The 22,462-nt window shown below is 40.8% G+C and carries 23 protein-coding genes; 4 read left to right on the top strand and 19 right to left on the bottom strand.

The genetic code is table 11. From position 1 onward, the window contains the following. Positions 1 to 19: 19 nt before the first annotated feature. Positions 20 to 637, bottom strand: coding sequence for a serine O-acetyltransferase (gene cysE, locus J1C91_RS01615; RefSeq protein ID WP_002905377.1), 618 nt, complete (start codon positions 635 to 637; stop codon positions 20 to 22). Positions 638 to 728: 91 nt separating this feature from the next. After that, positions 729 to 2,930 carry a polyribonucleotide nucleotidyltransferase gene (gene pnp / locus J1C91_RS01610; RefSeq protein ID WP_125439198.1) on the bottom strand — a complete coding sequence of 734 codons (2,202 nt, stop codon included), beginning with the start codon at positions 2,928 to 2,930 and terminating at the stop codon, positions 729 to 731. Positions 2,931 to 3,803: 873 nt separating this feature from the next. Between pnp and J1C91_RS01605 the strand changes: the two genes are divergently transcribed. Then, complete coding sequence (locus J1C91_RS01605; RefSeq protein ID WP_002902275.1) at positions 3,804 to 5,270, top strand: hypothetical protein; 1,467 nt, start codon at positions 3,804 to 3,806, stop codon at positions 5,268 to 5,270. A 168-nt stretch (positions 5,271 to 5,438) separates the two neighbouring features. Continuing rightward, on the top strand, positions 5,439 to 7,235 hold the full coding sequence (gene pepF / locus J1C91_RS01600) for an oligoendopeptidase F (RefSeq protein ID WP_002908699.1): 1,797 nt from the start codon (positions 5,439 to 5,441) through the stop codon (positions 7,233 to 7,235). Between the two features lie 52 nt (positions 7,236 to 7,287). Here the strand turns inward: pepF and J1C91_RS01595 are convergent, their stop codons facing one another. The 4 genes from J1C91_RS01595 to J1C91_RS01580 form a co-directional block, all read right to left on the bottom strand. Continuing rightward, positions 7,288 to 7,698: a hypothetical protein gene (locus J1C91_RS01595; protein WP_125438810.1), complete on the bottom strand. Its 411-nt coding sequence runs from the start codon at positions 7,696 to 7,698 to the stop codon at positions 7,288 to 7,290. A gap of 157 nt (positions 7,699 to 7,855) precedes the next feature. Next, entirely contained in the window at positions 7,856 to 8,170 is a 315-nt protein-coding gene (trxA, locus tag J1C91_RS01590) for a thioredoxin (RefSeq protein WP_125337654.1), read from the bottom strand. A gap of 18 nt (positions 8,171 to 8,188) precedes the next feature. Then, complete coding sequence (locus J1C91_RS01585) at positions 8,189 to 8,410, bottom strand: DUF4649 family protein (RefSeq protein ID WP_002899027.1); 222 nt, start codon at positions 8,408 to 8,410, stop codon at positions 8,189 to 8,191. A 187-nt stretch (positions 8,411 to 8,597) separates the two neighbouring features. Then, positions 8,598 to 9,011, bottom strand: a complete 414-nt coding sequence (locus tag J1C91_RS01580; RefSeq protein ID WP_125438812.1) for a YjdF family protein — start codon at positions 9,009 to 9,011, stop codon at positions 8,598 to 8,600. Between the two features lie 289 nt (positions 9,012 to 9,300). On the opposite strand from J1C91_RS01580, the gene J1C91_RS01575 reads away from it, so the two are divergent. After that, a complete protein-coding gene (locus J1C91_RS01575) occupies positions 9,301 to 10,227 on the top strand; it encodes an alpha/beta hydrolase family protein (protein WP_125438814.1) in 927 nt (308 codons plus the stop codon). Between the two features lie 550 nt (positions 10,228 to 10,777). On the opposite strand, the gene rpsO is transcribed toward J1C91_RS01575, so the two are convergent. From rpsO to J1C91_RS01535, 8 genes are all read right to left on the bottom strand, one after another. Further along, complete coding sequence (gene rpsO / locus J1C91_RS01570) at positions 10,778 to 11,047, bottom strand: 30S ribosomal protein S15 (protein ID WP_004193424.1); 270 nt, start codon at positions 11,045 to 11,047, stop codon at positions 10,778 to 10,780. Positions 11,048 to 11,294: 247 nt separating this feature from the next. Beyond that, entirely contained in the window at positions 11,295 to 12,320 is a 1,026-nt protein-coding gene (locus J1C91_RS01565) for a hypothetical protein (protein ID WP_125438816.1), read from the bottom strand. Between the two features lie 319 nt (positions 12,321 to 12,639). Next, on the bottom strand, positions 12,640 to 13,362 hold the full coding sequence (locus J1C91_RS01560) for a transaldolase (RefSeq protein ID WP_002899036.1): 723 nt from the start codon (positions 13,360 to 13,362) through the stop codon (positions 12,640 to 12,642). Positions 13,363 to 13,370: 8 nt separating this feature from the next. Continuing rightward, a complete protein-coding gene (locus J1C91_RS01555; RefSeq protein ID WP_125438818.1) occupies positions 13,371 to 14,753 on the bottom strand; it encodes a PTS ascorbate transporter subunit IIC in 1,383 nt (460 codons plus the stop codon). A 23-nt stretch (positions 14,754 to 14,776) separates the two neighbouring features. Then, positions 14,777 to 15,058, bottom strand: a complete 282-nt coding sequence (locus tag J1C91_RS01550; RefSeq protein ID WP_032908242.1) for a PTS sugar transporter subunit IIB — start codon at positions 15,056 to 15,058, stop codon at positions 14,777 to 14,779. After that, the gene (locus tag J1C91_RS01545; protein ID WP_260468957.1) at positions 15,051 to 17,102 is read right to left on the bottom strand and encodes a BglG family transcription antiterminator; all 2,052 of its coding nucleotides are present in this window, start codon (positions 17,100 to 17,102) and stop codon (positions 15,051 to 15,053) included. Before J1C91_RS01545 ends, J1C91_RS01550 begins: the two co-directional genes overlap by 8 nt. A 179-nt stretch (positions 17,103 to 17,281) precedes the next feature. Next, entirely contained in the window at positions 17,282 to 18,010 is a 729-nt protein-coding gene (locus tag J1C91_RS01540; protein WP_111675279.1) for a pseudouridine synthase, read from the bottom strand. Between the two features lie 11 nt (positions 18,011 to 18,021). Continuing rightward, positions 18,022 to 19,191 (bottom strand): MFS transporter, encoded by a 1,170-nt coding sequence (locus J1C91_RS01535; RefSeq protein ID WP_125438825.1) that lies wholly within the window; start codon positions 19,189 to 19,191, stop codon positions 18,022 to 18,024. 211 nt (positions 19,192 to 19,402) lie between these two features. On the opposite strand from J1C91_RS01535, the gene def reads away from it, so the two are divergent. Continuing rightward, positions 19,403 to 20,017, top strand: a complete 615-nt coding sequence (gene def, locus J1C91_RS01530; RefSeq protein ID WP_032905622.1) for a peptide deformylase — start codon at positions 19,403 to 19,405, stop codon at positions 20,015 to 20,017. 61 nt (positions 20,018 to 20,078) lie between these two features. On the opposite strand, the gene J1C91_RS01525 is transcribed toward def, so the two are convergent. The 5 genes from J1C91_RS01525 to J1C91_RS01505 form a co-directional block, all read right to left on the bottom strand. Next, on the bottom strand, positions 20,079 to 20,309 hold the full coding sequence (locus J1C91_RS01525) for a GlsB/YeaQ/YmgE family stress response membrane protein (RefSeq protein WP_002893807.1): 231 nt from the start codon (positions 20,307 to 20,309) through the stop codon (positions 20,079 to 20,081). A 94-nt stretch (positions 20,310 to 20,403) separates the two neighbouring features. Further along, positions 20,404 to 21,645 carry an aminopeptidase gene (locus J1C91_RS01520; RefSeq protein WP_125438828.1) on the bottom strand — a complete coding sequence of 414 codons (1,242 nt, stop codon included), beginning with the start codon at positions 21,643 to 21,645 and terminating at the stop codon, positions 20,404 to 20,406. 21 nt (positions 21,646 to 21,666) lie between these two features. Continuing rightward, positions 21,667 to 21,819: a hypothetical protein gene (locus tag J1C91_RS01515; protein WP_002911653.1), complete on the bottom strand. Its 153-nt coding sequence runs from the start codon at positions 21,817 to 21,819 to the stop codon at positions 21,667 to 21,669. 87 nt (positions 21,820 to 21,906) lie between these two features. Next, the gene (locus tag J1C91_RS01510; RefSeq protein ID WP_125438831.1) at positions 21,907 to 22,185 is read right to left on the bottom strand and encodes a type II toxin-antitoxin system YafQ family toxin; all 279 of its coding nucleotides are present in this window, start codon (positions 22,183 to 22,185) and stop codon (positions 21,907 to 21,909) included. Further along, a complete protein-coding gene (locus J1C91_RS01505; protein ID WP_002911650.1) occupies positions 22,178 to 22,441 on the bottom strand; it encodes a type II toxin-antitoxin system RelB/DinJ family antitoxin in 264 nt (87 codons plus the stop codon). The genes J1C91_RS01510 and J1C91_RS01505 overlap by 8 nt, the downstream gene beginning before the upstream one ends. Positions 22,442 to 22,462 lie beyond the last annotated feature (21 nt).

Below are 22,462 nucleotides of genomic sequence, written 5' to 3'. Positions count from 1 at the left end.
ATAGCTTTGCCAATCTTTTCTACAGACTAGACGAATGGTGGCTGGCTTCACGGGCATGCTCTAGCTTGTCTAGATAGTATTCCCGCTTCTCCTCTACCTCGTGAATGGTTGGCTCGTCTTTCTCACCGTGAACACGGACAATCTTGGCTGGTACGCCAACCACTGTCACATCACTTGGAACATCTGCCACTACAACTGCACCGGCTCCGACCTTGGCTTTTTCACCAATCTCAATTGGTCCAATGACTTGAGCATGGGCAGAGACCAAGGCACCCCGACGGACGGTCGGGTGGCGTTTGCCTGTATCCTTGCCCGTACCGCCTAGGGTCACGCCGTGGTAAAGCATGGCCCCCTTCTCCACAATGGCTGTTTCACCAATCACCAGGCCACTGCCATGGTCGATGAAGACACCCGACTCAATCTGAGCGCCGGGATGAATCTCAATCTGGGTCCAGAAACGCCAGAATTGACTGTGCATTCGTGCTAATAGCTTGAAACCACGCTTCCACAAAAAATGAGAAAGACGATGAGCCGCCAAAGCTTTAATGCCCGGATAGGTTAGTAAGACTTCCAGCGACGTTCGTGCCGCCGGGTCATTTTCTTTTACAATATCAATAGATTCCTTCCACCAACCCATGCTAGCCTCCTTCCTTCTCTAAACAAGGAGAAACGAGAACTAGGCTCGCCTCTGCCGATTTTTGATGAGGTCTGTAGGAATAAGCGACCTCTTATTCTTCTGTTTTAGGGCTTTCTTGATGTTCCTTATGACCCTTGTGCTCCTTGCGCGGATGATGTCCCTTGTCATGATGATGTTTTGGCTTATCAGACTTTGGTGGACGCGGCAGCAATACTTTCATGGAAGCATCTACCCGACCTTTGGCATCAATCTTGATAACCTTGACATCCACTTCATCACCGATTTGTACGACATCTTCGACATTGTTGGTCCGAGTCCAGGCTAACTCTGAGATGTGAACCAGGGCATCTGTCTTGTCAAAGAGGTTGACAAAGGCACCGAATTTCTCAATCCGAACAACCTTGGCATGGTAAACTTCATCCACTTTTGCTTCGCGGACCAAGCCAGCAATGATTTCCTTAGCACGATTGATGGCGTCTTGGTCGCTAGAGTAGATGGATACATTTCCTTCTTCATCAATATCAATCTTAACACCGGTCTCAGCGATAATCTTGTCGATGGTTTCCCCACCTTTACCGATAACAATTTTAATCTTGTCCACATCAATCTTGATGGTGTCGATTTTCGGAGCAGTTGGAGCCAACTCAGGACGCGGAGCTGGAATCGTCGCTTCAATCAAATCCAAAATTTCAAAGCGGGCTTTCTTAGCCTGAGCCAGAGCTTCTGTCAGGATTTCCGCTGTAATTCCTTCAATCTTGATATCCATCTGCAGGGCGGTAATCCCTTCGCGAGTACCAGCTACCTTAAAGTCCATATCACCAAAATGGTCTTCCAAACCTTGAATATCGGTCAGAACCGTGTAGTTGCTGCCATCTGAAATCAAGCCCATAGCAATACCAGCAACCGGAGCCTTAATCGGCACACCACCTGCCATCAGAGCCAAAGTGCCCGCACAGATAGAGGCTTGGGAGGAAGAACCGTTTGATTCCAAGACTTCTGCTACCAGACGGATAGCGTAAGGAAACTCTTCCAAGCTAGGCAAGACTTGCTCCAAGGCACGTTCCCCAAGAGCACCATGTCCGATTTCACGACGGCCAGGAGCCCCATAACGACCTGTCTCACCGACAGAATACTGCGGAAAATTATAGTGGTGCATGAAGCGTTTCTTGTATTCCGGATCCAAGCCGTCAACGATTTGCGTTTCGCCCATTGGTGCCAGAGTCAGAACAGACAAGGCTTGGGTTTGCCCACGAGTAAAGAGACCAGAACCATGCACGCGCGGCAGGTAATCCACTTCCGCATCCAGCGGACGGATTTCATCAACCTTACGGCCATCAGGACGGACCTTATCTTCGGTAATCAAACGCCGCACTTCTGCATGCTCCATTTGCTCCAAGATTTCAGCCACATCACGCATGATACGGTCGAATTCTTCATGGTCCGCGTATTTCTCTTCATAAACTGCTGTGACTTGGTCTTTGACAGCCTGAGTTGCGGCTTCACGCGCCAGCTTTTCTTCTACCTGAACAGCCTTTTGCAAGTCGCTATTATAGGCTGCGATAATCTCTACCTGCAGCTCTTCATCAACATGCAGCAATTCTACTTCTGCTTTTTCCTTGCCGACTGCCACAACGATTTCTTCTTGGAAGGCAATCAATTCTTTGACCGCTTGGTGCCCTTTGAGAAGAGCTTCCAGCATGATATCTTCAGAAAGTTCCTTGGCTCCAGACTCTACCATATTGATAGCATCTTTGGTGCCAGCCACTGTCAGTTCCAAAAGTGAAACTTCTTTTTGTTCCTTGCTAGGATTGATGATAAATTCACCATCTACATAGCCAACCTGAACTCCTGCGATAGGGCCATTAAAAGGAATATCTGAGATAGAAAGAGCCAGAGAGCTAGCGAACATAGCGGCCATTTGAGGTGAAGCATCTTCGTCATAAGAAAGAACGGTATTGATAACCTGAACTTCATTGCGGAAGCCTTCCGCAAACATAGGACGAATCGGACGGTCAATCAAGCGGGCTGTCAAAGTCGCATCTGTTGACGGACGGCCTTCGCGCTTGTTAAAACCACCAGGGTATTTCCCAGCCGCATACATTTTTTCCTCATAGTTGACCTGCAACGGGAAAAAGTCACCAGTAGCCATCTTTTTGGACATGGTTGCCGCAGTTAAAACGGTACTTTCTCCATATCGAACAACGGCGCTGCCATTTGCCTGTTTTGCAACCTGACCAGTTTCAACTACCAGCTCACGGCCTGCAAAAACGGTTTTAAAAACTTGTTTTGTCATAAAGACTCCTTGCCGAGCACATGCTCAAATTTTTTCATACGCCTTGGCTACAAAGATCAAGATATTAAGCCCGTCAAAAGCAAAGTAAAAATTGGAAACTGATGAAGTCTTCGATGAAGACAAGACAGTTTATCTTTTTTACACAGCTTTTAGGTCGTATTCAGTTCATCAAGATATTAAGCCCTTAAGCAACCTATAGGACGTGTTCAGTTAGCACTGTGACTTTAATTTCATGGTCTTAGTAGCTTATTATATCCTCATCTTTGTATCAAGCACGTATAGACCTTATTTTACCACAATTTCAGACAAAAGAAAAAGGCTTTGACAGCCTTTTTAAATGAATATCTTAAATCTACTTATTTTTAGATTTTAGAGCCAGTTATAGTTCTCCACAAAGATTAAAGCTAATCAATTGTTTCTCGGCTAACAGCATAAAAACGAGTCTTTTGAAACCTAACGGACCAAGACGAACTTAGAGTCGTATAATAAAAAAGAGCCCTAATAGGACTCCGGTTACAGATTATTCAAATTTTGATTCACATGGACTTCATATTACCATTTTGGTATAATTATATTGGTTTTAAACGAAAGCCTCAGAACGTTTTGAAGGGCTTTTTTTGTGGGGTTGTATATTCATAAGTTAACTAGTATTACCTATTTTGTATGCTTTGTTTTTATATAAGCTTTTTGGTTATGAGTCAATAGAAAAGCGAAAGGAATTTTAAAATGTTAAAAGACAATATAAAAAAGCCCAGCTATATGAAGGACTTACTCAAAATGATAAATATAAAAAATAGATATTGATACTTCATGGGAACTGTCTAATTATAAAATAAGTGAGGACTGGCAAAAATTAAATTAGAGGTGGAAAAGATGAATTTTAAAATGTTTGAAGATAAAAATTGGTTTCAACTAATCAGGAATAGAGTCCTTAGACTAAGTGATGGTAGTGTCATAAAACAAGATTTATTGTCGACCTTGCTACTAATAAATTTTTTTGCTTATTTCATAGGAACAATGAAATTTATTTGGAATAGCGGAATTGATGAAATTTATCGATTGTCGATTTCTCACTTACTTTCGTTAATGTTCACTATTAATTCATTTTTGGATTTCCAACTTGGTAAAGTTGATGAACTTATTTATTGGAAACCTACTGTTGTTTTTCAGCTAAATTTTTCAGGTATATTAAGTGATTTAGGTTTATTATTAACCAGATTTATCCCTTGCGGAATTCTACTATTTTTTATTTTTGTGATCTTTTCCCGAGAAAAATTTATTAATGAGGTTATTAAAGTGATTTCATCAATTCTCGTAGCAATTATGACATTTGGAGAGTATCAGTTTACTTTGTCAGTTATATTGATGCTTATACTAGCTTCATCAATACAATTTGGAAAGGGTAATTTGTTTAGACTACTTAGTATTTGTCTTCTATTTTTAACACCAACTTTAAATCTTGAGAAAAAAGTAAAATCAGAACAAAGTACTAGGGCGCTCAAAATTTTTCTTTGGATCTTTTCTTGGCTTATGATTTCTAAAATTATTTCTATATGGTTTGAAATTCCTTTGGAAGTTGCTGTCTTGTTAGTAATAGTTTTAATGATAAGATTTAGTTTACAATTGCAAACTAAGAATCCACGTTTAGAAATTTTGTTAAAAGGAGCTATTTACTTTTTAGTTTTTATAACTGTAATAGTTTCTAACAATACAACTGATGAGATGATAAGTTTAGTTACGGTATCAATTGCGATATACTTTGCAGTTGATAGATTCTTTAGTCTATTTAAGGAAATTGAGACACTTGTACAAAATGATGAAATTAATTATTTTCTTTACTTTGACAGTTCAATAGATATTCTAAAACAGAAATTTTTACCAGATGAGTTTTTAACTTCTGTGATAACTGATATTGATGACCAAAAATTATATGGACAGTTAATAATAAGAGCTAAGCTTGGAATGAAAGATAGTTTTAATAAATTATTATTACTAGTTAAAGCTCAAAGAGAATATAAAGGCTATCAATTGTTATTATTAGCAATTGAATATAAATTACAGAAAAAAGAAAATAAAGAACTTACTATAGTTAATTTTATTGAAGATAATGTGCACAATGAGATCTTATTTGATGACCAGATAATCCATCCAATTGAATTTTTAGTTTTGTATGGTACAGAGTTAAAAGAAAAAAAAGAATATGAGCAAGCTAGTAAATATTTATGTTTTTCAGAATACTATGATTCTTATAATTATATAAATAGTTATTTCGATTGTATAAAAATAATTGGTGATGAACAGGAATTAAATCGTCTTCAAAAAAAATATATATTACATTGAGATGAGTAATTGGTAGCTAAACATACAAAAGTTAACATCTTTCTAAAAAAATATATTAAAAGAATGTTGATAAATCAACATTCTTTTTTATTTCAAATCAATTCTCAGAAAGACATTTTGAGGGATTTTTTGCTATACTATTTCTATATACGACAAAAGGAGTAAACTATGGAACAAAAACATCGTTCTGAATTTCCAGAAAATGAACTCTGGGACCTAACGGCCCTTTACCAAGACCAGGAGGACTTCTTGCGGGCCATCGAAAAGGCCAGAGAGGACATCCAGAAATTCGTCCGTGATTACCAAGGCAAGCTCAGCACTTTCGAAGATTTTGAGCGGGCTTTTGCTGAGCTAGAGCAGATTTATATCCAAATCAGCCACATTGGCAACTACGGTTTTATGCCACAGACCACTGACTTTGGTGACGAGAGCTTTGCGCAGATTGCCCAAGCAGCTATGGAATTTGAGACCGAGGCCAATGTCGCACTCAGCTTCTTTGACGACGCCCTAGTCGGCGCAGATGAAGCTGTCTTAGAAAAACTAGGGCAAGAGCCCCATTTGACCTCAGCCATTCGCCAAGCTAAAATCAAAAAAGCCCACTATCTGGGAGCGGATGTCGAAAAAGCCTTGACCAATCTAGGTGAAGTCTTTTACAGTCCACAGGATATTTACACCAAGATGCGGGCCGGCGACTTTGCTATGGCTGACTTTGAAGTAGACGGCAAAGTTTACAAAAACAGCTTTGTCACCTATGAGAATTTCTATCAAAACCATGAAAATGCTGAAATCCGCGAAAAAGCTTTCCGCTCTTTCTCTGAAGGCCTTCGTCAACATCAAAACACTGCCGCTGCTGCTTATCTGGCTCAGGTCAAGTCTGAAAAACTGCTGGCTGACATGAAAGGCTATGACTCTGTCTTTGACTATTTGCTAGCTGAGCAAGAAGTTGATCGCACTATGTTTGATCGGCAGATTGACTTGATTATGAGCGAATTTGCCCCAGTAGCTCAGAAATACCTCAAGCATGTCGCTAAGGTAAACGGACTTGAAAAAATGACCTTTGCTGACTGGAAGCTGGACTTGGACAGCGAGCTCAATCCCGAAGTCAGTATTGATGATGCCTATGACCTCGTCATGAAGTCAGTCGAGCCACTCGGACAAGAGTATTGTCAAGAAGTTGCCCGCTATAAGGAAGAACGCTGGGTCGACTTTGCGGCCAATGCCGGAAAGGACTCTGGAGGCTATGCTGCTGATCCTTATCGGGTTCACCCTTATGTCCTCATGAGCTGGACTGGCCGTATGAGTGATGTCTATACTCTAATTCACGAGATCGGCCACTCCGGTCAGTTTATCTTCTCTGACAATCACCAAAGCTATTTCAATGCCCACATGTCCACCTACTATGTGGAAGCACCGTCTACCTTTAATGAGCTCCTGCTCAGTGATTATCTGGAACGCCAGTTTGATAACCCTCGCCAGAAACGATTTGCCCTGGCTCACCGTCTGACGGATACCTACTTCCATAACTTCATTACTCACTTGCTGGAAGCTGCCTTCCAACGCAAGGTCTATACTTTGATTGAAGAAGGCGGAACCTTCGGCGCAAGCAAACTCAACGCTATCATGAAAGAAGTTTTGACAGAATTCTGGGGCGATGCCGTTGAGATTGACGACGATGCTGCCCTGACCTGGATGCGTCAAGCCCACTACTACATGGGGCTTTACAGCTACACTTACTCAGCAGGCTTAGTCATCTCTACTGCTGGCTACCTCCACCTGAAAAATGACGAAAATGGCGCCCACGATTGGCTAGAACTACTCAAATCTGGCGGCAGCAAGACTCCGCTTGAGTCAGCTATGATTATCGGAGCAGATATTTCGACGGATAAACCACTCCGTGATACTATCCAGTTCTTGTCCGACACTGTTGATCAGATTATTGCTTACAGCGAGGAGTTGGGGGAATAAAGAATAAACAAAAACAGCTTGAAGCAAATCTTCAAGCTGTTTTTTAAATAGTTCAATAAAAATAAAGCGTTCCAAAAAAGCGGAGATAAAGTAAAATATAGGCACTAAAACAAGCGATAAATATAAGCCATCTTATCCAATACTGTGACTTAGTATAATTCTTCATTCGCAGCAACCCGATGAAAAACCAAATCAGACTCCAAAAAACCAGGCCTAATATCTGAGGGGCAAAATACGAAATTAAAAGCAAAACAGGGATCAACAAGGCTAATACTAGTATGATTCTTTTTTGCGTAATCTGCTCTCTAGGAATCATCCAACCTACAAAGAAACACAAAACTGCTGGAGCGATGAATGGTGTAAAAATCATAAAGACAAATAAAAGATGTTTTAGAAACTCAATCATAAACATTACTTCATTCCCATCATGTTTTAAATAACCCAGCTCCCTAACGGGACCCATTGGAAAAAAATACTTCTACTTATTATACCTTAAAAAGTGAATTTTCAAACAAAAATTTTAAATTGACTTCTTATTGTTACAATCGCAATAAAAAAGACCGCTCTATAACCAGAGCAGTCTCAATTTTAAATAGGTCTAATTTAATCTTCCACTCACCTTATCCCAATTCTGCCACAATAGCTTTAATCTGCTGGGCTGTATGGACACCCGCTAACTGCTTAACGACCTGACCGTCTTTTTTAAAGAGCAGGGTCGGGATAGACATGATGCCAAAGGCGCGTGCTGTAGCTGGATTTTCATCGACATCCATCTTGACAATCTTTAGCTCATCTTCGGAAAGTTCCTCTGAGAGCTTGTCAAGGATTGGACCCTGCATGCGACATGGCCCGCACCAAGTGGCCCAAAAGTCAATGAGCACTAATCCATCTTTTGTTTCTTGCTCAAATGTTGCATCTGTGATTGCTTTTACCATTATTTTTCTCCTTTATTCTTAGTCAAACTTTGTCAAATCCTGCTTCATCAGGAAAAAGAAGACATCGCCGTAAGTACCCTGGTAGTTCAAATCATGGCCTTTATAGGTCAACTTTTTAACTGGGTAATAATCTGCCACTCCAATCAAGCAGGCTTGCTGGGACTGCTCAAACTCCTGATAAGACTCAAAGGTCATCTTCCGCTCCTGTTTGACAGCATCCAAATATGTAATTTCAATCATAATTTCTCCTTTTTCAAATTACTCTTGTAATTTTTATTTTATGATTATATTGTAATGACTTAAGTTACATCTGTCAAATAAAACGACTTGGAGAAATCAATTCACTTTTTAAGCCACTCACCGATTGCCTGATAAACGAAAAGCCTCCCATCGGAAGACTTTCCCATATAAATAAGAAAAACCAAGCTCAATGCCCCTTGTGCTTTTCCAATCGTTTTTGCTGTTTGAGATCGAATTTCCTTTGCTTAGCCAGTTCTTTCTGCTGCTTGCGCTTGACTCGAGCAATTTTCTTTTGCTCTTCAAACTGCAGCTTCAGCGCTTCCTGAGACTTTGAAGAACGTGAAGCCATCTGCTCTTTTTTAACCTGTCTCTGCAGGCGTTTAGGACTGACCGACTTAGTCTTCTCTTTCACCCTGATGCTAGGACTAAACTGCAACCGATGATAATAACGGTTTAGAAAATCCAGCAATTCCTGCGTGCTAGGCTCTGCACCAAAGGTGACTCGGCAAACTCTATAAGATTGAGCATGTTCCTGCTCGAAAAGACCGTGCCAAAATCCCTCTTCAAAATAAACTGTCAGCGTCATTGAAATCTTATCCATGACAGCACCTCCTTTAAAAAATCCCTAAGAATGGACAACCAAGGAGGAAGGTTACTGACAAAAAATGGATTTTTTGCGTCTGGACTACCAACCAGAACTGTGTTTTTATCTTAGTAGCTACAGTCTAGCAAGATTTTCTAAAAAATTCAAGATTATCAGAATCTCGCTTGGATAAATGAATTGGATTTTCTTACATGAAATCCAGAAAAATTAAAGAGCAAGAAATCTCTCTTCTTGTAAAATAAATTCATTTCCGCTATAATACTACAAATACTGAAAGGAGAGAACTATGAAGTATATTTGGGCTTTCTTAGCAACCTTGAGCTTAGCTGGACTGGTTCTTTTCTTCTGGCACTCCCAAACCAAATCAAATCCTACCCCTCCTAAGCCAGAAACCACACAGACAGCTTCTAGCGAGAAAATCGACAATCAACCGATTCCGACAGAAGACATCGTGTCTGAAGAATACAGCGTTTCATACGATGACAAGCAGCTCTACGGAAAGATTACTGCTCCTCGTGACTACAAGAGTAAAAAATTGCCGACTATTGTTATCGCACATGGATTGAATAACACCCTTGAGCAATATGACATGTACAGCCAACTGCTGGCAAAGCAAGGTTATCTGGTTTACAGCTTTGATTTCTACGGCAGCAGTCGCCAATCGAAAAGCGGTGGACAAGATATGCTGAATATGTCGGTCAAGACCGAACTCGCAGACTTGACCCAAGTCATGGAAAAGCTTCGTTCCGAGATCTTTGTAGACAAGAGCAAAATGAGCTTATTCGGCGCTAGCCAAGGCGGTGTCGTTGCCAGTCTCTATGCTGCTGCTTATCCGGACCGCGTACACAAACTCCTGCTTATCTTTCCAGCTTTCGTTCTTTTCGATGATGCCAAAGAGACCTATCGTGAGCTAGGGAGTCCTGACTTCGACCAACTTCCTGATAGCCTGACACACCACAATACTACTCTGGGCAAGATTTATCTGATCGATGCCTTAAACATTGACATCCAAGCAGAGCAGGCCAAAATCACGGCTCCGACCCTCATTATCCACGGCACTGATGATGCAGTCGTGCCCTACCAGTATGCGGTCGAAGCGAGCCAGACCATTCCAAATGCAAAGCTGGTCACTGTAGAAGGTGGGGAACATCGCATTGACGAAAGATTTGCTATCACTGCCGCTCCTGCAATCCAAAAATTCTTGAAAGAGTAAAGCCTCTGATAGAAAAAAGTTCTTCTAAAATAATAGAAGGGCTTTTTTGGACCACAAAAAGAGTCTGACTGAGTTAGAAGCAAGACTAAGGAAAAGCCCTCTGAATCCAGAGGGGGTGATTTGTGCTTGGACTAAGATCCCAGTGAAAAAGAAAAAGCACTCTACAAATAAGAGTGCTCCATTCTTGCAGGATAAAATGTTTCTAGACAAGGCGACGAGCCGAAGATTGTACTAAAATTCTCTTGAAAAATAAAAAATCTCCCCTAAGGGAGAAGATCTGGTTTATTTTACCTTGCAGTGCTAGGAACCGTAACCGAAGATAATACTTGAGTATATCAAGGTAAGGTGACGAGGCAATGTAAGTGGAAAATAAAGCAGATTAACGACGAAGTCCTAAAAAGTTGATAAAACAAAAAAGCCCCCTGAAGTCAGAGAGCTATTTTGAGCTCGGGCTAAAATCCTAGTGAAAAAGATGAAACTCCTTGTGTTCATCGAACACGGTGTCGTTTCCCTATTTTCATACGGATTTTTGGCGCCCTTAGCATCATGATTAACGACGAAGTCCAAGAGAGTTGATCAACTCGCGGTAACGGTTAACATCGTTCTTACGAAGGTAAGCCAAGAGGTTACGACGGCGACCGATTTTCTTCATCAAGCCACGGTAAGTAGCGTGGTCTTTTTTATGTTGTTTGATGTGGTCGTTGAGGTGGTTGATTTCCCAAGTAAGGACAGCAACTTGAACCTCTACTGAACCAGTGTCACCTTCGTGACGTGCGTATTGTGCAATGATTTCATTTTTTTTCTCTTTTGAGATTGCCATGATATACTCCTTTTCTTTACGCTTCATCCGAGTGGCAGGTTTGGCATGGCCTGCAACCAAGAAGAAGTTATTTGTCTTTACGACATACTTATTCTACCAAGAAGGTCTACCTTTGTCAAATGATTCTACTCCATCTTCTTCCCATCTAAATTGTAATTTTTGCTTGATAGCCAACCATAGGTGGCTACTCCCCTAGCAAGCAAATAAAGAGATAATCTACTCAGGATAGTCATAAAAAACCAGTCTCCTAGGACTGGTTAAAAAACTTTAGTTCATCTATCTTTTCTAAACTTGCTCTGATTGTACCACCAGTATCAAGAATAAGTATTTTCTTACCATTTTGGACTATTACGAAATAATTGTTAGAATTGATATCAATGTAGATATCCTTATTACTTTTGACTTGATAACCTTCTTCTCTGACTGATTCTTTAATCAAGGCAATCTTTTCCCCAACTTCTTTTTCACTCAGTTTCTCTTCAGGATTATCAGCAATCAATTTCGTATATTCTATAAAGGGATAGAGTCCCAATCTACTCGAATCACTAGAATTATATTCTTCATCACGATCGGATTCTATATTTACAATTCCAACGTCAGAGATACTTACGTTCATTGAATCTTCACTATTTTTGTAACGAATTTTCCACTCACCAATAAATATCTTAGGATACTGAACTTTATAAAATTGAAGACGCTTGATATACTGTGAGTCATTTGAACTATTGATACCTGAACGACTATCATAAATAATCATACTTCCATCATTTTGCAGAAGGTGGTAAATCTTGTTTTCGTCAATATAAGCAGAAAAGATAGCCTTAGTATTGAGTTTGAAATGTTTATCAAAGTCAGATAAGGTCTTAATTTTTGGATCGTTTTCTTCCTTAATAAATTTTTCAAAATCAGCCTTAGCTTTGTCTCCTTCAGCTAATTTTTCAATATCTTTTTTACCATTAAATAGCTTTTTCTTATCATTCAGTTCATAAACAAAAGAAATAGAGTCAGCTGGATTAATCCATACACCATCAAGATCTGTAATTTTCGGTCCCATGCCAAATAGGACGAATACCAAAATTCCTAAGACTGTAACAGCGATTGAAATCCCCACTATAAGGTTACGGCGCTTGTTCTTAGCTTGAAATATTGTTGTTGCTTTAGGAATTTCTTGAGTTACAAACTGCCCACTTGTCTTTGCCGCTTGAAACTCTTGAGCTGTTGGTTTTCGATGATAAGTAGCTTCAAACTGCGCAACCCACTCATTCTGATTCATAACATCCTCCTCTATAATGATTCTAACCGTGAATTCTCATTGCTAGCAAACTAACTATTTACTATCTTGAAATTTATTATACCATATATACTAACTAGAAAAACATTCACTAGTGAAAAAATTTGTGACTTGGGCTAGCATTTGGTAGATTACAAGCATATGAGATGCAAAAAATAACTGTGAAGTACTAAGTTATTTACAATTCAACCCCAAAGATTTCTAAAGAAAGCATTTCTTCCTCGGTCAAGGAAACAAATTAAAACCCCAGCACTACTTCATTAAGAACTGGGGTTTAAGATTAGGATTTTAAAATATTTAATCAGTCATCTAAGATTTTAAAACCAAGACTAGTACTATCTTTCAAAAACATCTGAACTGTTTCTAGGGAATATTCTGTCAAATCTTTACCATTTAACGATAATTTTTGAATCAAATCTGAGGTACAGGTAATAATATCAACCCCTAACTCATCCGCTTGATAAATATTATAGGTTTCGCGCGGACTAGCCCACAACAACTCTACTCCGTCTTTTTGACGACAAATAGACAGTGCTTCTTTCATAATCGGCACAGGATCTACACCCGTATCTGCGATACGTCCAGCAAAAACTGACACTATCCCTGGAGTCCCTGCCTTCAATGCTCCAACTACCTCGCGGACTTGTTCAAGAGTGAAAATAGCCGTAGCATTGATTTTAACACCTTTTGCAGCTAGACGTTTCATTAAATCAACAGTTGATTCCCCTTTAGAATTTGTCACAGGTATTTTTACATAAACATTCTCTCCCAGTGAGGCTATTTTTTCTGCTTCTTTTTCCATTGTTTCAATGTCATCAGCAAACACCTCAAAAGAAACAGGAAATTCCTTAATATCCTTTAATACTTCTTTAGCAAATCCTATATAGCTGGTGATACCTGCTTTCTTCATTAAGCTAGGATTAGTGGTAAATCCCGATACCAAACCAGAATTTAGATCCTTTAGCATAGTTTCCAAAACTGCGCCATCTGAATAAACTTTAATAGATAATTTTCGTGCCATCATTCGCCCTCTTATTCTTCTTCGTCGCAAACATTATTCAGTGCTGTATCTGATTTGCTGAGGAAATTTGGTAAAAGCAATATAACTGCTAGAACTGCTACTATCACATAAATACCAACTTGACCAACAGAATCTCCTATGCGACCTAACAAAATACCAAATACACCAAAGTCAAAATCACCAAAGGTCGTATTTGCAAAACCTAGTTCACCTAATACTGGCAAAACCGCTGCAGGTAAAAAGGCTAAGAATAGGCCGTTTACAAAAGAACCTAAAATAGCTCCCTTGCGTCCTCCAGTTGCATTGCCATAGATTCCCGCTGTTGCACCACAGAAAAAGTGAGGAACCATACCAGGAATAATCAGCACACCACCTATTGCTCCCAGAATGAACATACCAATCAGTCCACCTAAAAAGCTAAAGGCAAAACCAATAATAACTGCTGTAGGCGCATAAGGGAAGAATACAGCACAGTCCACAGCTGGTACAGCATTCGGAATAAGCTTAGTTGCGATACCTTGAAAAGCAGGAATCAAATCAGCAAGTATCATCCTCACCCCTGCATATACAATAGCGACACCAACCGCAAAAGTTAGACCACTGACGATAGCAAATATAAAAGGATTCTTACCAGCTGCTAACTCTTCAACTGTTTTAGGACTACGAATCAGACAAGCAATTGTTGCTATTAGATAAAAGACAACCATGACAATACCTGTTGATATTGTAGTATTGCGAAGAAAACTCCATTTTTCTGAAATTTTCAACTCCTCTGTACTGGTGCTGCCTTTTCCTACCTTAGATCCAATCCAGGCTGAGAGATAGTAACCCAGACTGCCAAAATGTCCCATTGCAATTTCGTCTCCGTCCGTTACCTGAAGAGTATATTTCTGTCCGATGGCTGGAGAAATAGCTGACCAAGCACCTAATATAAATCCTCCTACTGCAATCATGGCAGCTCCTTTAAAGCCAATTGCTCCTAAAACGGCTGACAATAAACAAGCCATAAAGAAACTATGATGCCCTGTTAAAAAGATGTATTTAAAGCGAGTAAAACGAGCAAATAATAAATTTAGCAATAAGCCAACAATGAGAATTGTCATCGTCTCAACACCCAGTATTTTCTGAGCAACTGATGTTACAGCTTCATTATTGGGAACAACACCTGTAATACCAAACCCTTTTTCAATCAAACTGGCTAAAGGAGATAAATTATTTTGAATAACTCCTGCTCCAGCGGCTAACATTAAATACCCTAGAATCGGCCCTAGTGTTCCAGTCAAAACTTTATGACTTGGAGTTCGAAGAGCTACTAAACCAACAAAAGCTATCAGTCCCATTAAAAAGGCTGGTTCACTTAAGATATTTTGAAACAGCGTGAGTATACCATTCATGGCTGAACCTCCATTCTTTCTTCTTATTGATTTCTCATTTCTTCTAATACAGGAACAAGGTCTGCTTCGATTTTTTTGCGATTTGTATAGCTCTTAACTATACAAACCTTTGTTCCCTCAGGAAAGATATCTTGAAATTCTTTCACTGTCACATATAGGTCCGCTCCCTTCCCGACCGCTGCATTAGAATCACAAGATTCCGCTTCTACTTCTATTCCTAAATCTTTGGCAATGGCTTCTACTTTCATCCGAAGAAGTAAGCTGCTGCCAATACCATTTCCACAAACTGTGACAATTTTAATCATCTTTTTCTCCATTCTTTATTGTTTCGGTAATGATTTCCATTATTTCATCTGAATTTTCTGCTGCAATTAACTGTTCTATGGACTCATCGTCATCTAAAATCATAGCAAGCTCTTGTAAAGCTTTCAAATGCGCAGTTGAATCAATGGCGGCAAGTACAAAAATCAACTGAACTTGTTTTTCCTCATCTCCTTTTACATCAAAATCAACTGGCTCTGCCACCTGCAGCAAGCTCATTCCTACCTTGTTTACCCCCAAATCAGGAGCAGCGTGAGGAACAGCGACTTTCGGTGCTAGTACAATATAGGCTCCTAACTTCTCCACAGAAGCAATCATTCCTTCAATATAAGACTGCTCAATATAATTTTCCCTCAGCAAAGGTGCAGCTGCCAAAGAAATAGCTTCTTTCCAATCCTTGACCTGATTAGTCTGTTGAATAAATTCTTTTTTTAATAATTCTGTCAAACCATATCCTCCTCTCGTCTGACCTTGTTGCCAGCCTATCAAGTAATTCGATAGTTCTCTCATTAGCTCAGGATAGTGATGAATCGTTGTATGTCGCTCTATAATTTCTATCAACCCGTCTAAGGAAATTCCTTGAGTTTCAATCCAAGAAAATTGACTGATGACTCTGCGTTTTAACATGGTCTTTTCAACAGCCTTCATAACAGGCTGCAGTATATAGACTGGTCTTTCTGATTCAAACGGAACTGTTGAAAAAGCAAGGTCATATTCTTCAATGTCTATCTTTTTAGCTTCATCAAGCTGGTGAACAGGCTTAAACATCATATTTGGAAAAAGATGCTTTAATTCCGCCTGAAGAATCAGGGAAGAACTCACTCCATTTGGACAGATACTCAAAGCCCTTAAAGTTTGTATACTATCTTTCTTATACTCTCCCTCTAAATATCCACCAAAATGAATCGTGAAGTAAGCTACCTCATCATCACTTAATAGTTTGCCTACGTATTCTTCTAAAGGAATAAGACTTCGTTTTACCAAATAGTAGAGTGAGCCAAAATCTGCTTTAATCTGTTCTTTCAATGGATTTATTAAAGGAATATCAAATAACAGGCGATAATACGCTGGATAAAGATGCGAGTATAAATTTTGACGAAATTGAGGAGATTGAGAAAAATCTGCTCCTGTATGAGCTTTGACCTGTTCTATTATATCTTCCATCAACTCAAATACCCTTTGGTCAGAAAAAACTTGAAGATTTCCTTCTGTACAACCTAGCAAGCGAGAAAAGATAAAATTCTTTTTGCCTGCCAACTCTGGGTAAGTTTGTAATAGTTCTTCACATAAATCAAACAAAGAATTTGTATATATCTCTCCTAAGACAATATCATCGTCAGGACATATTTTTAAACTCCCCGCTTTTAAAATAGCGATAAGACAGCTTACTTCTTTCGTTTTTTCAGACAAAAAATGAATGTTATACTTTTTTCCGAGTAAAACGAGTCTGTCTGCAACTTCCCCATCATTAAGCTCTAGACCACAATCTTCAAGCAAATATCGAAGTACCCAGCGCCCACTCGCTATTGACAAAAGCTCACTCAATGTCTTCTCTAATAGATAAATGAGCTTTTTTGTTTTTCCTGCTAAAAAATATCCCTGTTTACGAGTATAAGACAGTTCTATCTGATAAGAAAGTAAATGTTGCTTAAGCCTTTTTATATCCGACAGGACTGAATTTCTGCTCATCTGCAATAGATTCTGTAAATGCTGATTGGATACAAAGTGCTGAGCCAACAGAATGTAAAGCACAATCATTTCTAAGCGCTCTTCATGAAAAAGATAGTCACCTGTATGATGAGATATCTTTTCAAAAAGGCTATTCAAGGATACTGCCGGAGTTCTAATTCGTCCTCCTTTCACCTCAATAACTGGAAAATGAAAAGATTCTAAAACATCGTTAATTTTTTCAATTTGCAGAATAAGATATTTACGATTAATTTTTAGAAGTTTTTCCATTTCCTCAAGAGAAGAATCTGAATATTTGGATAAAAGCTGAAATTTTTCAATGAGCTCATTTGATAACACTTCTAGCCCTCCTATATTATTAGTATAAACAAAATAGTTAGCGTTTTCAATCAAAATTCAGTCCAATTGTCATCAGGAAATTATCAAAAGAATTGTGCCTAAGATATATAGTAATTTTTGAATACATCCCAAAAACGGCGTAAATTAAAACCCAGCACCTATTCATTAGGTGCTGGATTTTAAAGCTCGACTTTAAAAATTGTTAAACGTTCTAATTCATCAATAGTCAATCTCCGCCATTCTCCAAGAGCCAATGCAGGATCCAACTGTAGGGGCCCCATCGTGAGGCGCTGAAGATCCGTGACTTCTTTTCCGCAGGCAGCCACCATGCGCTTGACCTGGTGGAATTTACCTTCCGCTAGGGTAATTTCTACGAGAGAAGTCTCTTTTGCCTCATCCAGCTCTAAAATCTTGAGCTGAGCTGGCTGACAGGTGAAGTCTTTCAGTTCTATTCCTGCAGCAAATCGCTCTACATCTGCTTGCTCCATCAGGCCAGCCACTTGAGCTCGGTAGATTTTTTCTACGTGCTTTTTGGGTGACAACATGGCATGGGCTAGCTTGCCATTATTGGTCAGAAGGAGCAGGCCGTGGGTATCAATATCCAAGCGGCCGACAGGAAAGACTTCTTTCTGACGGGCAGTCTCATCCAGCAAGTCCAGAACCGTCTGATGACGGTCATCCTCTGTCGCCGAAATGACTCCCTGCGGCTTGTTGAGAAGGTAGTAGACGAATTTCTCATAAGTCAGCCTTTGGCCAGAAACGACAATGTCATCTGCTGCCTCATCAATCTGGGTCTTAGGTGATTTCTCTGCTCTGCCATTGACCAAAACCAGCCCTTTCTTTAGAAGCTGCTTGACCTGAGCACGTGAGCCCAGACCATTTTCTGCTAAAAATTTATCCAGACGCATCGTATAACCTCCTAACTTCCTGAAGCCATGCCGCTCTTTTCTTTGCTAAATCTTAGAACAAAGAGCGAGGTCAGAATCATAGCCATACCCAAAACGCTGAAGATAAAGGCTGGAGCATTGGAGAAGCTCCCGATGAAACTGAGGACAAATGTAGTGGCCGTTGCTCCGATACTGCAGCCTAAAATCACGATAGAAGTGGCTTGATTGAGTAGGTGGGCGGAAATGCGCTCGGATAGGGTGTAAAAAATGGTCGTCAGACCGACACTATAGACAAAGCCGGCGCTAATAGTAGCAAAGCTGAGTGACAAGAGATTTGGTGAGAAGCCAATAATAATCTGAGTCAGGCCAAAAACCAGACCAGAAAGCATCAGCAGTTTATCTCTAAAAAGACGGGTCAAACTGGCAAAGCTGATGCCCGCTGCAATCCCAATCAACTGCATCAAGGAAAGAATCATGCCTGCAGTTTGGGGTGTCCCCATGCCAGACTTCTCTACAATCCCCGGCACCCGCACATTGATGGCGATATAGGTCAGCACAATAACCCCCGCCACAAAGGCAAAAGCTAGACTTAACTGCCAATCCTGCTGGCTTAGCTTAGGAGTCGATTCAGACTGTTCTTGCTGCTTTTCAGAGACCTTGTCATAAGGGACAAAAAGCAGATAAAGCGCCAAAACCACAAGACCGAAGCTATAGACGAGAAAGGCAGCCTGCCAACCGAGAGGAAGAAGCCAACTGACGCCAAAAGTTAAGAGGGCTGTCCCGACTACTTCTGCTGATCCCCTCAGTCCTAAAAGCCGAACACGTTCCTGTCCCTTGTAGCGCTCGCTAACAATTGAGATAGCCTTGGCATTAAGCAGACCGATTCCCATCCCAAAGACAAGCCGAGAGGCAAACATAAGCCAGTAAGACTGGTTAAGAAGAGGAAGAAGCCCGCAAAGTGAAAAAATCACAAGTCCGCTCACAATCATCTGGCGCTCGGTCAGGTACTTTTCAATGACACGATTTAACAGTAACATGAGCATAATCCCAGCCGAAGGCAAAGAAACCAGAAGTTCTACCCAACTTTCTGGAATCCCTTTATAAAAAGCAAACATGGCCGACTGGGCACTGGAAATCGAAAAAGCCGTCGTCAGAATCAAAGAAAGCGAGAGGATACTCACCTTTTCCATCAATTTTTTCATTCTATTTTCCTTTAAAATTCACACTACCTCTATCATACAGTTTTTTGGGTCAAGACGCAATTTCTTTGTCAGGAATATTATGGGTCCCTGTGGCTCCATCAAAAAGCAGACACCCCCAGCCAGTCAAAACCGCTCCCGCCTTTATTTCTTACAGGTTTTATGTTATGATGAAGGATAGAAAAAGGAGAGAATCATGTCTGTGAGTGAAAAAATATCTGTTATTGAACGATTAACCAAACCAGCCCATTTAATTGATATGAAGGATATTATCCGCGAGGGCAATCCAACCCTGCGCGCTATCGCTGAGGAAGTCAGCTTCCCTCTATCAGACCAAGAAATCATTCTGGGCGAGAAGATGATGCAATTTCTCAAGCATTCCCAGGACCCAGTCACGGCAGAAAAAATGGGGCTGCGCGGCGGTGTTGGTCTAGCCGCTCCCCAGCTGGATATTTCCAAACGGCTCATCGCTGTTTTAGTTCCCAACCCTGACGACGAAGAGGGCAATCCGCCTAAGGAAGCTTATAGTCTGCAAACGCTGATGTACAATCCTAAGATTGTAGCCCACTCCGTTCAGGATGCAGCCTTAGCTGATGGTGAAGGCTGCCTGTCAGTCGATCGAGAAGTACCGGGCTACGTAGTTCGTCATGCACGAGTGACCGTGGATTACTTTGACAAGGATGGTCAAAAGCATCGTATCAAACTCAAGGGCTATAACGCCATTGTTGTTCAGCATGAAATCGACCATATCAACGGCATCATGTTCTATGACCGTATTAATGAAAAAGACCCATTTGCAGTCAAAGACGGCATGTTGGTGATTGAGTAAATAACTTGCATATCATTATCGAAAATACCTAGATAGAAACTATCTAGGTATTTTTTCTATTCTAACTATCCCGTCTCCAGAAAATAGCCAAGAGAATAACTGCCCCTAGCACTGATGGAACAATAGCTGTATCAGCCAGCATTGGTCCCCAGTGGCCAAAGAGAAATTGACCAATCAAGGAACCAAACCAGCCCAAAAGGATTTTTCCGATACAGCCCATGCGCTCCCCACGGCTGGTAATAGCCCCGGCGATAAGGCCGATAATAAAACCGACAAACATACTACCAATCATATATGCCCCTTCTTTCTATATTTCTAGCAAGGCTTCTCAAGAAGCAAGTGGAAGCTGTCATTATGGAATGCGTCATTTAAGGCAACTCGAAAGCTTAGATTGCCCAGTCTCCATTTCTAAAGATTGCTACGCGGCTGCCATCTTCGCGGATACCGTCAATATCCATCTGATCAGAGCCAATCATAAAGTCCACATGGACATCCGAGCGGTTGAGACCCGCTGCTTCCAGCTCTTCTTCGGATAAATTCTCTCCACCGACTACACTAGTCGCATAGGCTGCACCGATAGCCAAGTGGTTAGAAGCATTTTCATCAAAGAGAGTATTGAAGAAGGTGATACCTGACTGAGAAATCGGACTTGGATCTGGCACCAAGGCACACTCACCTAAAGCACGCGCACCCGCATTTTCAAAGACAAGATCCTTCATAACCTGATCTCCCTTTTCAGCAGTAATGTCCACAATCTGGCCATCCTTGAAGGTCACCTTGATGCCTTCGATGATGTTGCCATTGTAGCTGAGAGGCTTGGTGCTAGTCACATAACCTTCAGCTCGGCGGAAGTCCGGTGCTGTAAAGACCTCTTCTGTCGGCATGTTGGCAATGAAATACTCGCCCTGAGCATTTAGACTGCCAGCTGACTCCCAGTGATGGTTCTTGGGCAAGCCCAATGTCAAGTCTGTTCCCGGAGATGTGTAGTGCAGAGCAGTAAATTGCTCCTCATTTAGAACCTTAGCTTTTGAGCTGAGTTTTTCTTCATGAGCTTTCCAAGCGGCTACTGGGTCATCTTCATAGACACGGCAGGTTTTGAAAATCTGATCCCAAAGCAAGTCTACCGCTTCCTCATCACTGGCTGCGTTTGGAAAGACCTTCTTAGCCCACTCTGTACCGGCTGCTGCAGCGACTGTCCAGCTGACTTTATTGGATTGGGTTGCAATCCGCATCGGCTTCATGGCTATCCCCATAGCCTTAGCAGAAGCCGATAATTTCTCGGCATCCACGCCATTTAAAGCTCCTGGGTCAGATGAACGAACGCCCAAGCGGCTGGCTTTCTTTTCGAGGAGATAGTTCATCTCAGCCACCTTATAGTCTGGAACATTGTCCAAGCGCTCCATCGGTGCATGGAGGAATTTCTCCCGCGTAGTCAAATCATCCGCCCACTGGACGATGACCTCGTGAGCACCCAGAGCATAGGCTTCCTTGACAATCAAGTGAGCCAGCTCACGCTGCTCCACATCAATATTGAGCGCCACCGTGTGACCCGGCTGCACATTAATACCATTGGCAACCAATAGTTTAGCGTATTTTTCTAAGTTTTCTTTAAAATTTGGCAGAACCATGCTGCTTCTCCTTTTCTTTTGTTAATTCTCTTTAAACAGGGACAGCAGGCTAACCGCTGCCACCGTACCGCAAATCAAAGCGGTCATTTTCAAAATCGTATCTGGGTCAAGATCCAGCTGGTAATCAAACACTTTTTGCGCTGGCTTATCTTCGGCATTTATTCTAAGTTTCATGAGAAAGTCCTTTCTAAAAAGTAATTATAAGGTATAAATTTCTAATCGTGCTGGCGTCTTCAGAACCCTCAATTATCTTTTAATAGATTAAAATAAATCACTATGACTGCCTGTCCTAAGCAAGTTTAAAATCAATTCTTCCTTATCCACTTTATAAACCAAGAGCCAATCTGGCTGGATATGGCATTCTCGCACTCCTTTAAAGTGCTTGGATGCTGTCAGTTGATGATCTCGATATTTAGTAGGAAGGTCTTTTTCTTGAATCAAAAACTCCAAGACTTCTTCTAACCATTCTGCCTTAAGTCCACGCTTCATAGCCAACTTAAAATCTTTTTTAAACTGTTTATGATAACGAATCTTAAGCACGTAAATCCTCCATCAAGTCTGATACACTCACAAAAGACTGACTCATATTCCTATTTTGATCTAAATCCCCCAATACTTCCATCAGCTTCCGACTTTCATCCAGTCTGACATCAAAGGGTAGCCCTTGGTACTGAATAGCCTGACGAAGAAAAATATTGATAGCCGTTGTCATATCCATGCCCAAGCTGTTGAAAACCTGCTGAGCCTGCTCCTTGACCTCACTGTCCAAGCGGATACTCATACTAGTCTTTGACATACTCTCACCTTCTTTCTATAG

Origin of the sequence: Streptococcus sanguinis (assembly GCF_050222175.1) — a bacterium.
GTDB lineage: Bacteria > Bacillota > Bacilli > Lactobacillales > Streptococcaceae > Streptococcus > Streptococcus sanguinis_M.
This window is presented reverse-complemented; position numbering and strand designations above follow the sequence as displayed.

Coding starts and splice junctions, on each gene's coding strand:
- cysE (WP_002905377.1), bottom strand. CDS start 637: ATGGGTTGGTGGAAGGAATCTATTGATATTGTAAAAGAAAATGACCCG.
- pnp (WP_125439198.1), bottom strand. CDS start 2,930: ATGACAAAACAAGTTTTTAAAACCGTTTTTGCAGGCCGTGAGCTGGTA.
- J1C91_RS01605 (WP_002902275.1), top strand. CDS start 3,804: ATGAATTTTAAAATGTTTGAAGATAAAAATTGGTTTCAACTAATCAGG.
- pepF (WP_002908699.1), top strand. CDS start 5,439: ATGGAACAAAAACATCGTTCTGAATTTCCAGAAAATGAACTCTGGGAC.
- J1C91_RS01595 (WP_125438810.1), bottom strand. CDS start 7,698: ATGGGTCCCGTTAGGGAGCTGGGTTATTTAAAACATGATGGGAATGAA.
- trxA (WP_125337654.1), bottom strand. CDS start 8,170: ATGGTAAAAGCAATCACAGATGCAACATTTGAGCAAGAAACAAAAGAT.
- J1C91_RS01585 (WP_002899027.1), bottom strand. CDS start 8,410: ATGATTGAAATTACATATTTGGATGCTGTCAAACAGGAGCGGAAGATG.
- J1C91_RS01580 (WP_125438812.1), bottom strand. CDS start 9,011: ATGGATAAGATTTCAATGACGCTGACAGTTTATTTTGAAGAGGGATTT.
- J1C91_RS01575 (WP_125438814.1), top strand. CDS start 9,301: ATGAAGTATATTTGGGCTTTCTTAGCAACCTTGAGCTTAGCTGGACTG.
- rpsO (WP_004193424.1), bottom strand. CDS start 11,047: ATGGCAATCTCAAAAGAGAAAAAAAATGAAATCATTGCACAATACGCA.
- J1C91_RS01565 (WP_125438816.1), bottom strand. CDS start 12,320: ATGAATCAGAATGAGTGGGTTGCGCAGTTTGAAGCTACTTATCATCGA.
- J1C91_RS01560 (WP_002899036.1), bottom strand. CDS start 13,362: ATGATGGCACGAAAATTATCTATTAAAGTTTATTCAGATGGCGCAGTT.
- J1C91_RS01555 (WP_125438818.1), bottom strand. CDS start 14,753: ATGAATGGTATACTCACGCTGTTTCAAAATATCTTAAGTGAACCAGCC.
- J1C91_RS01550 (WP_032908242.1), bottom strand. CDS start 15,058: ATGATTAAAATTGTCACAGTTTGTGGAAATGGTATTGGCAGCAGCTTA.
- J1C91_RS01540 (WP_111675279.1), bottom strand. CDS start 18,010: ATGCGTCTGGATAAATTTTTAGCAGAAAATGGTCTGGGCTCACGTGCT.
- J1C91_RS01535 (WP_125438825.1), bottom strand. CDS start 19,191: ATGAAAAAATTGATGGAAAAGGTGAGTATCCTCTCGCTTTCTTTGATT.
- J1C91_RS01525 (WP_002893807.1), bottom strand. CDS start 20,309: ATGATTGGTAGTATGTTTGTCGGTTTTATTATCGGCCTTATCGCCGGG.
- J1C91_RS01520 (WP_125438828.1), bottom strand. CDS start 21,645: ATGGTTCTGCCAAATTTTAAAGAAAACTTAGAAAAATACGCTAAACTA.
- J1C91_RS01515 (WP_002911653.1), bottom strand. CDS start 21,819: ATGAAACTTAGAATAAATGCCGAAGATAAGCCAGCGCAAAAAGTGTTT.
- J1C91_RS01505 (WP_002911650.1), bottom strand. CDS start 22,441: ATGTCAAAGACTAGTATGAGTATCCGCTTGGACAGTGAGGTCAAGGAG.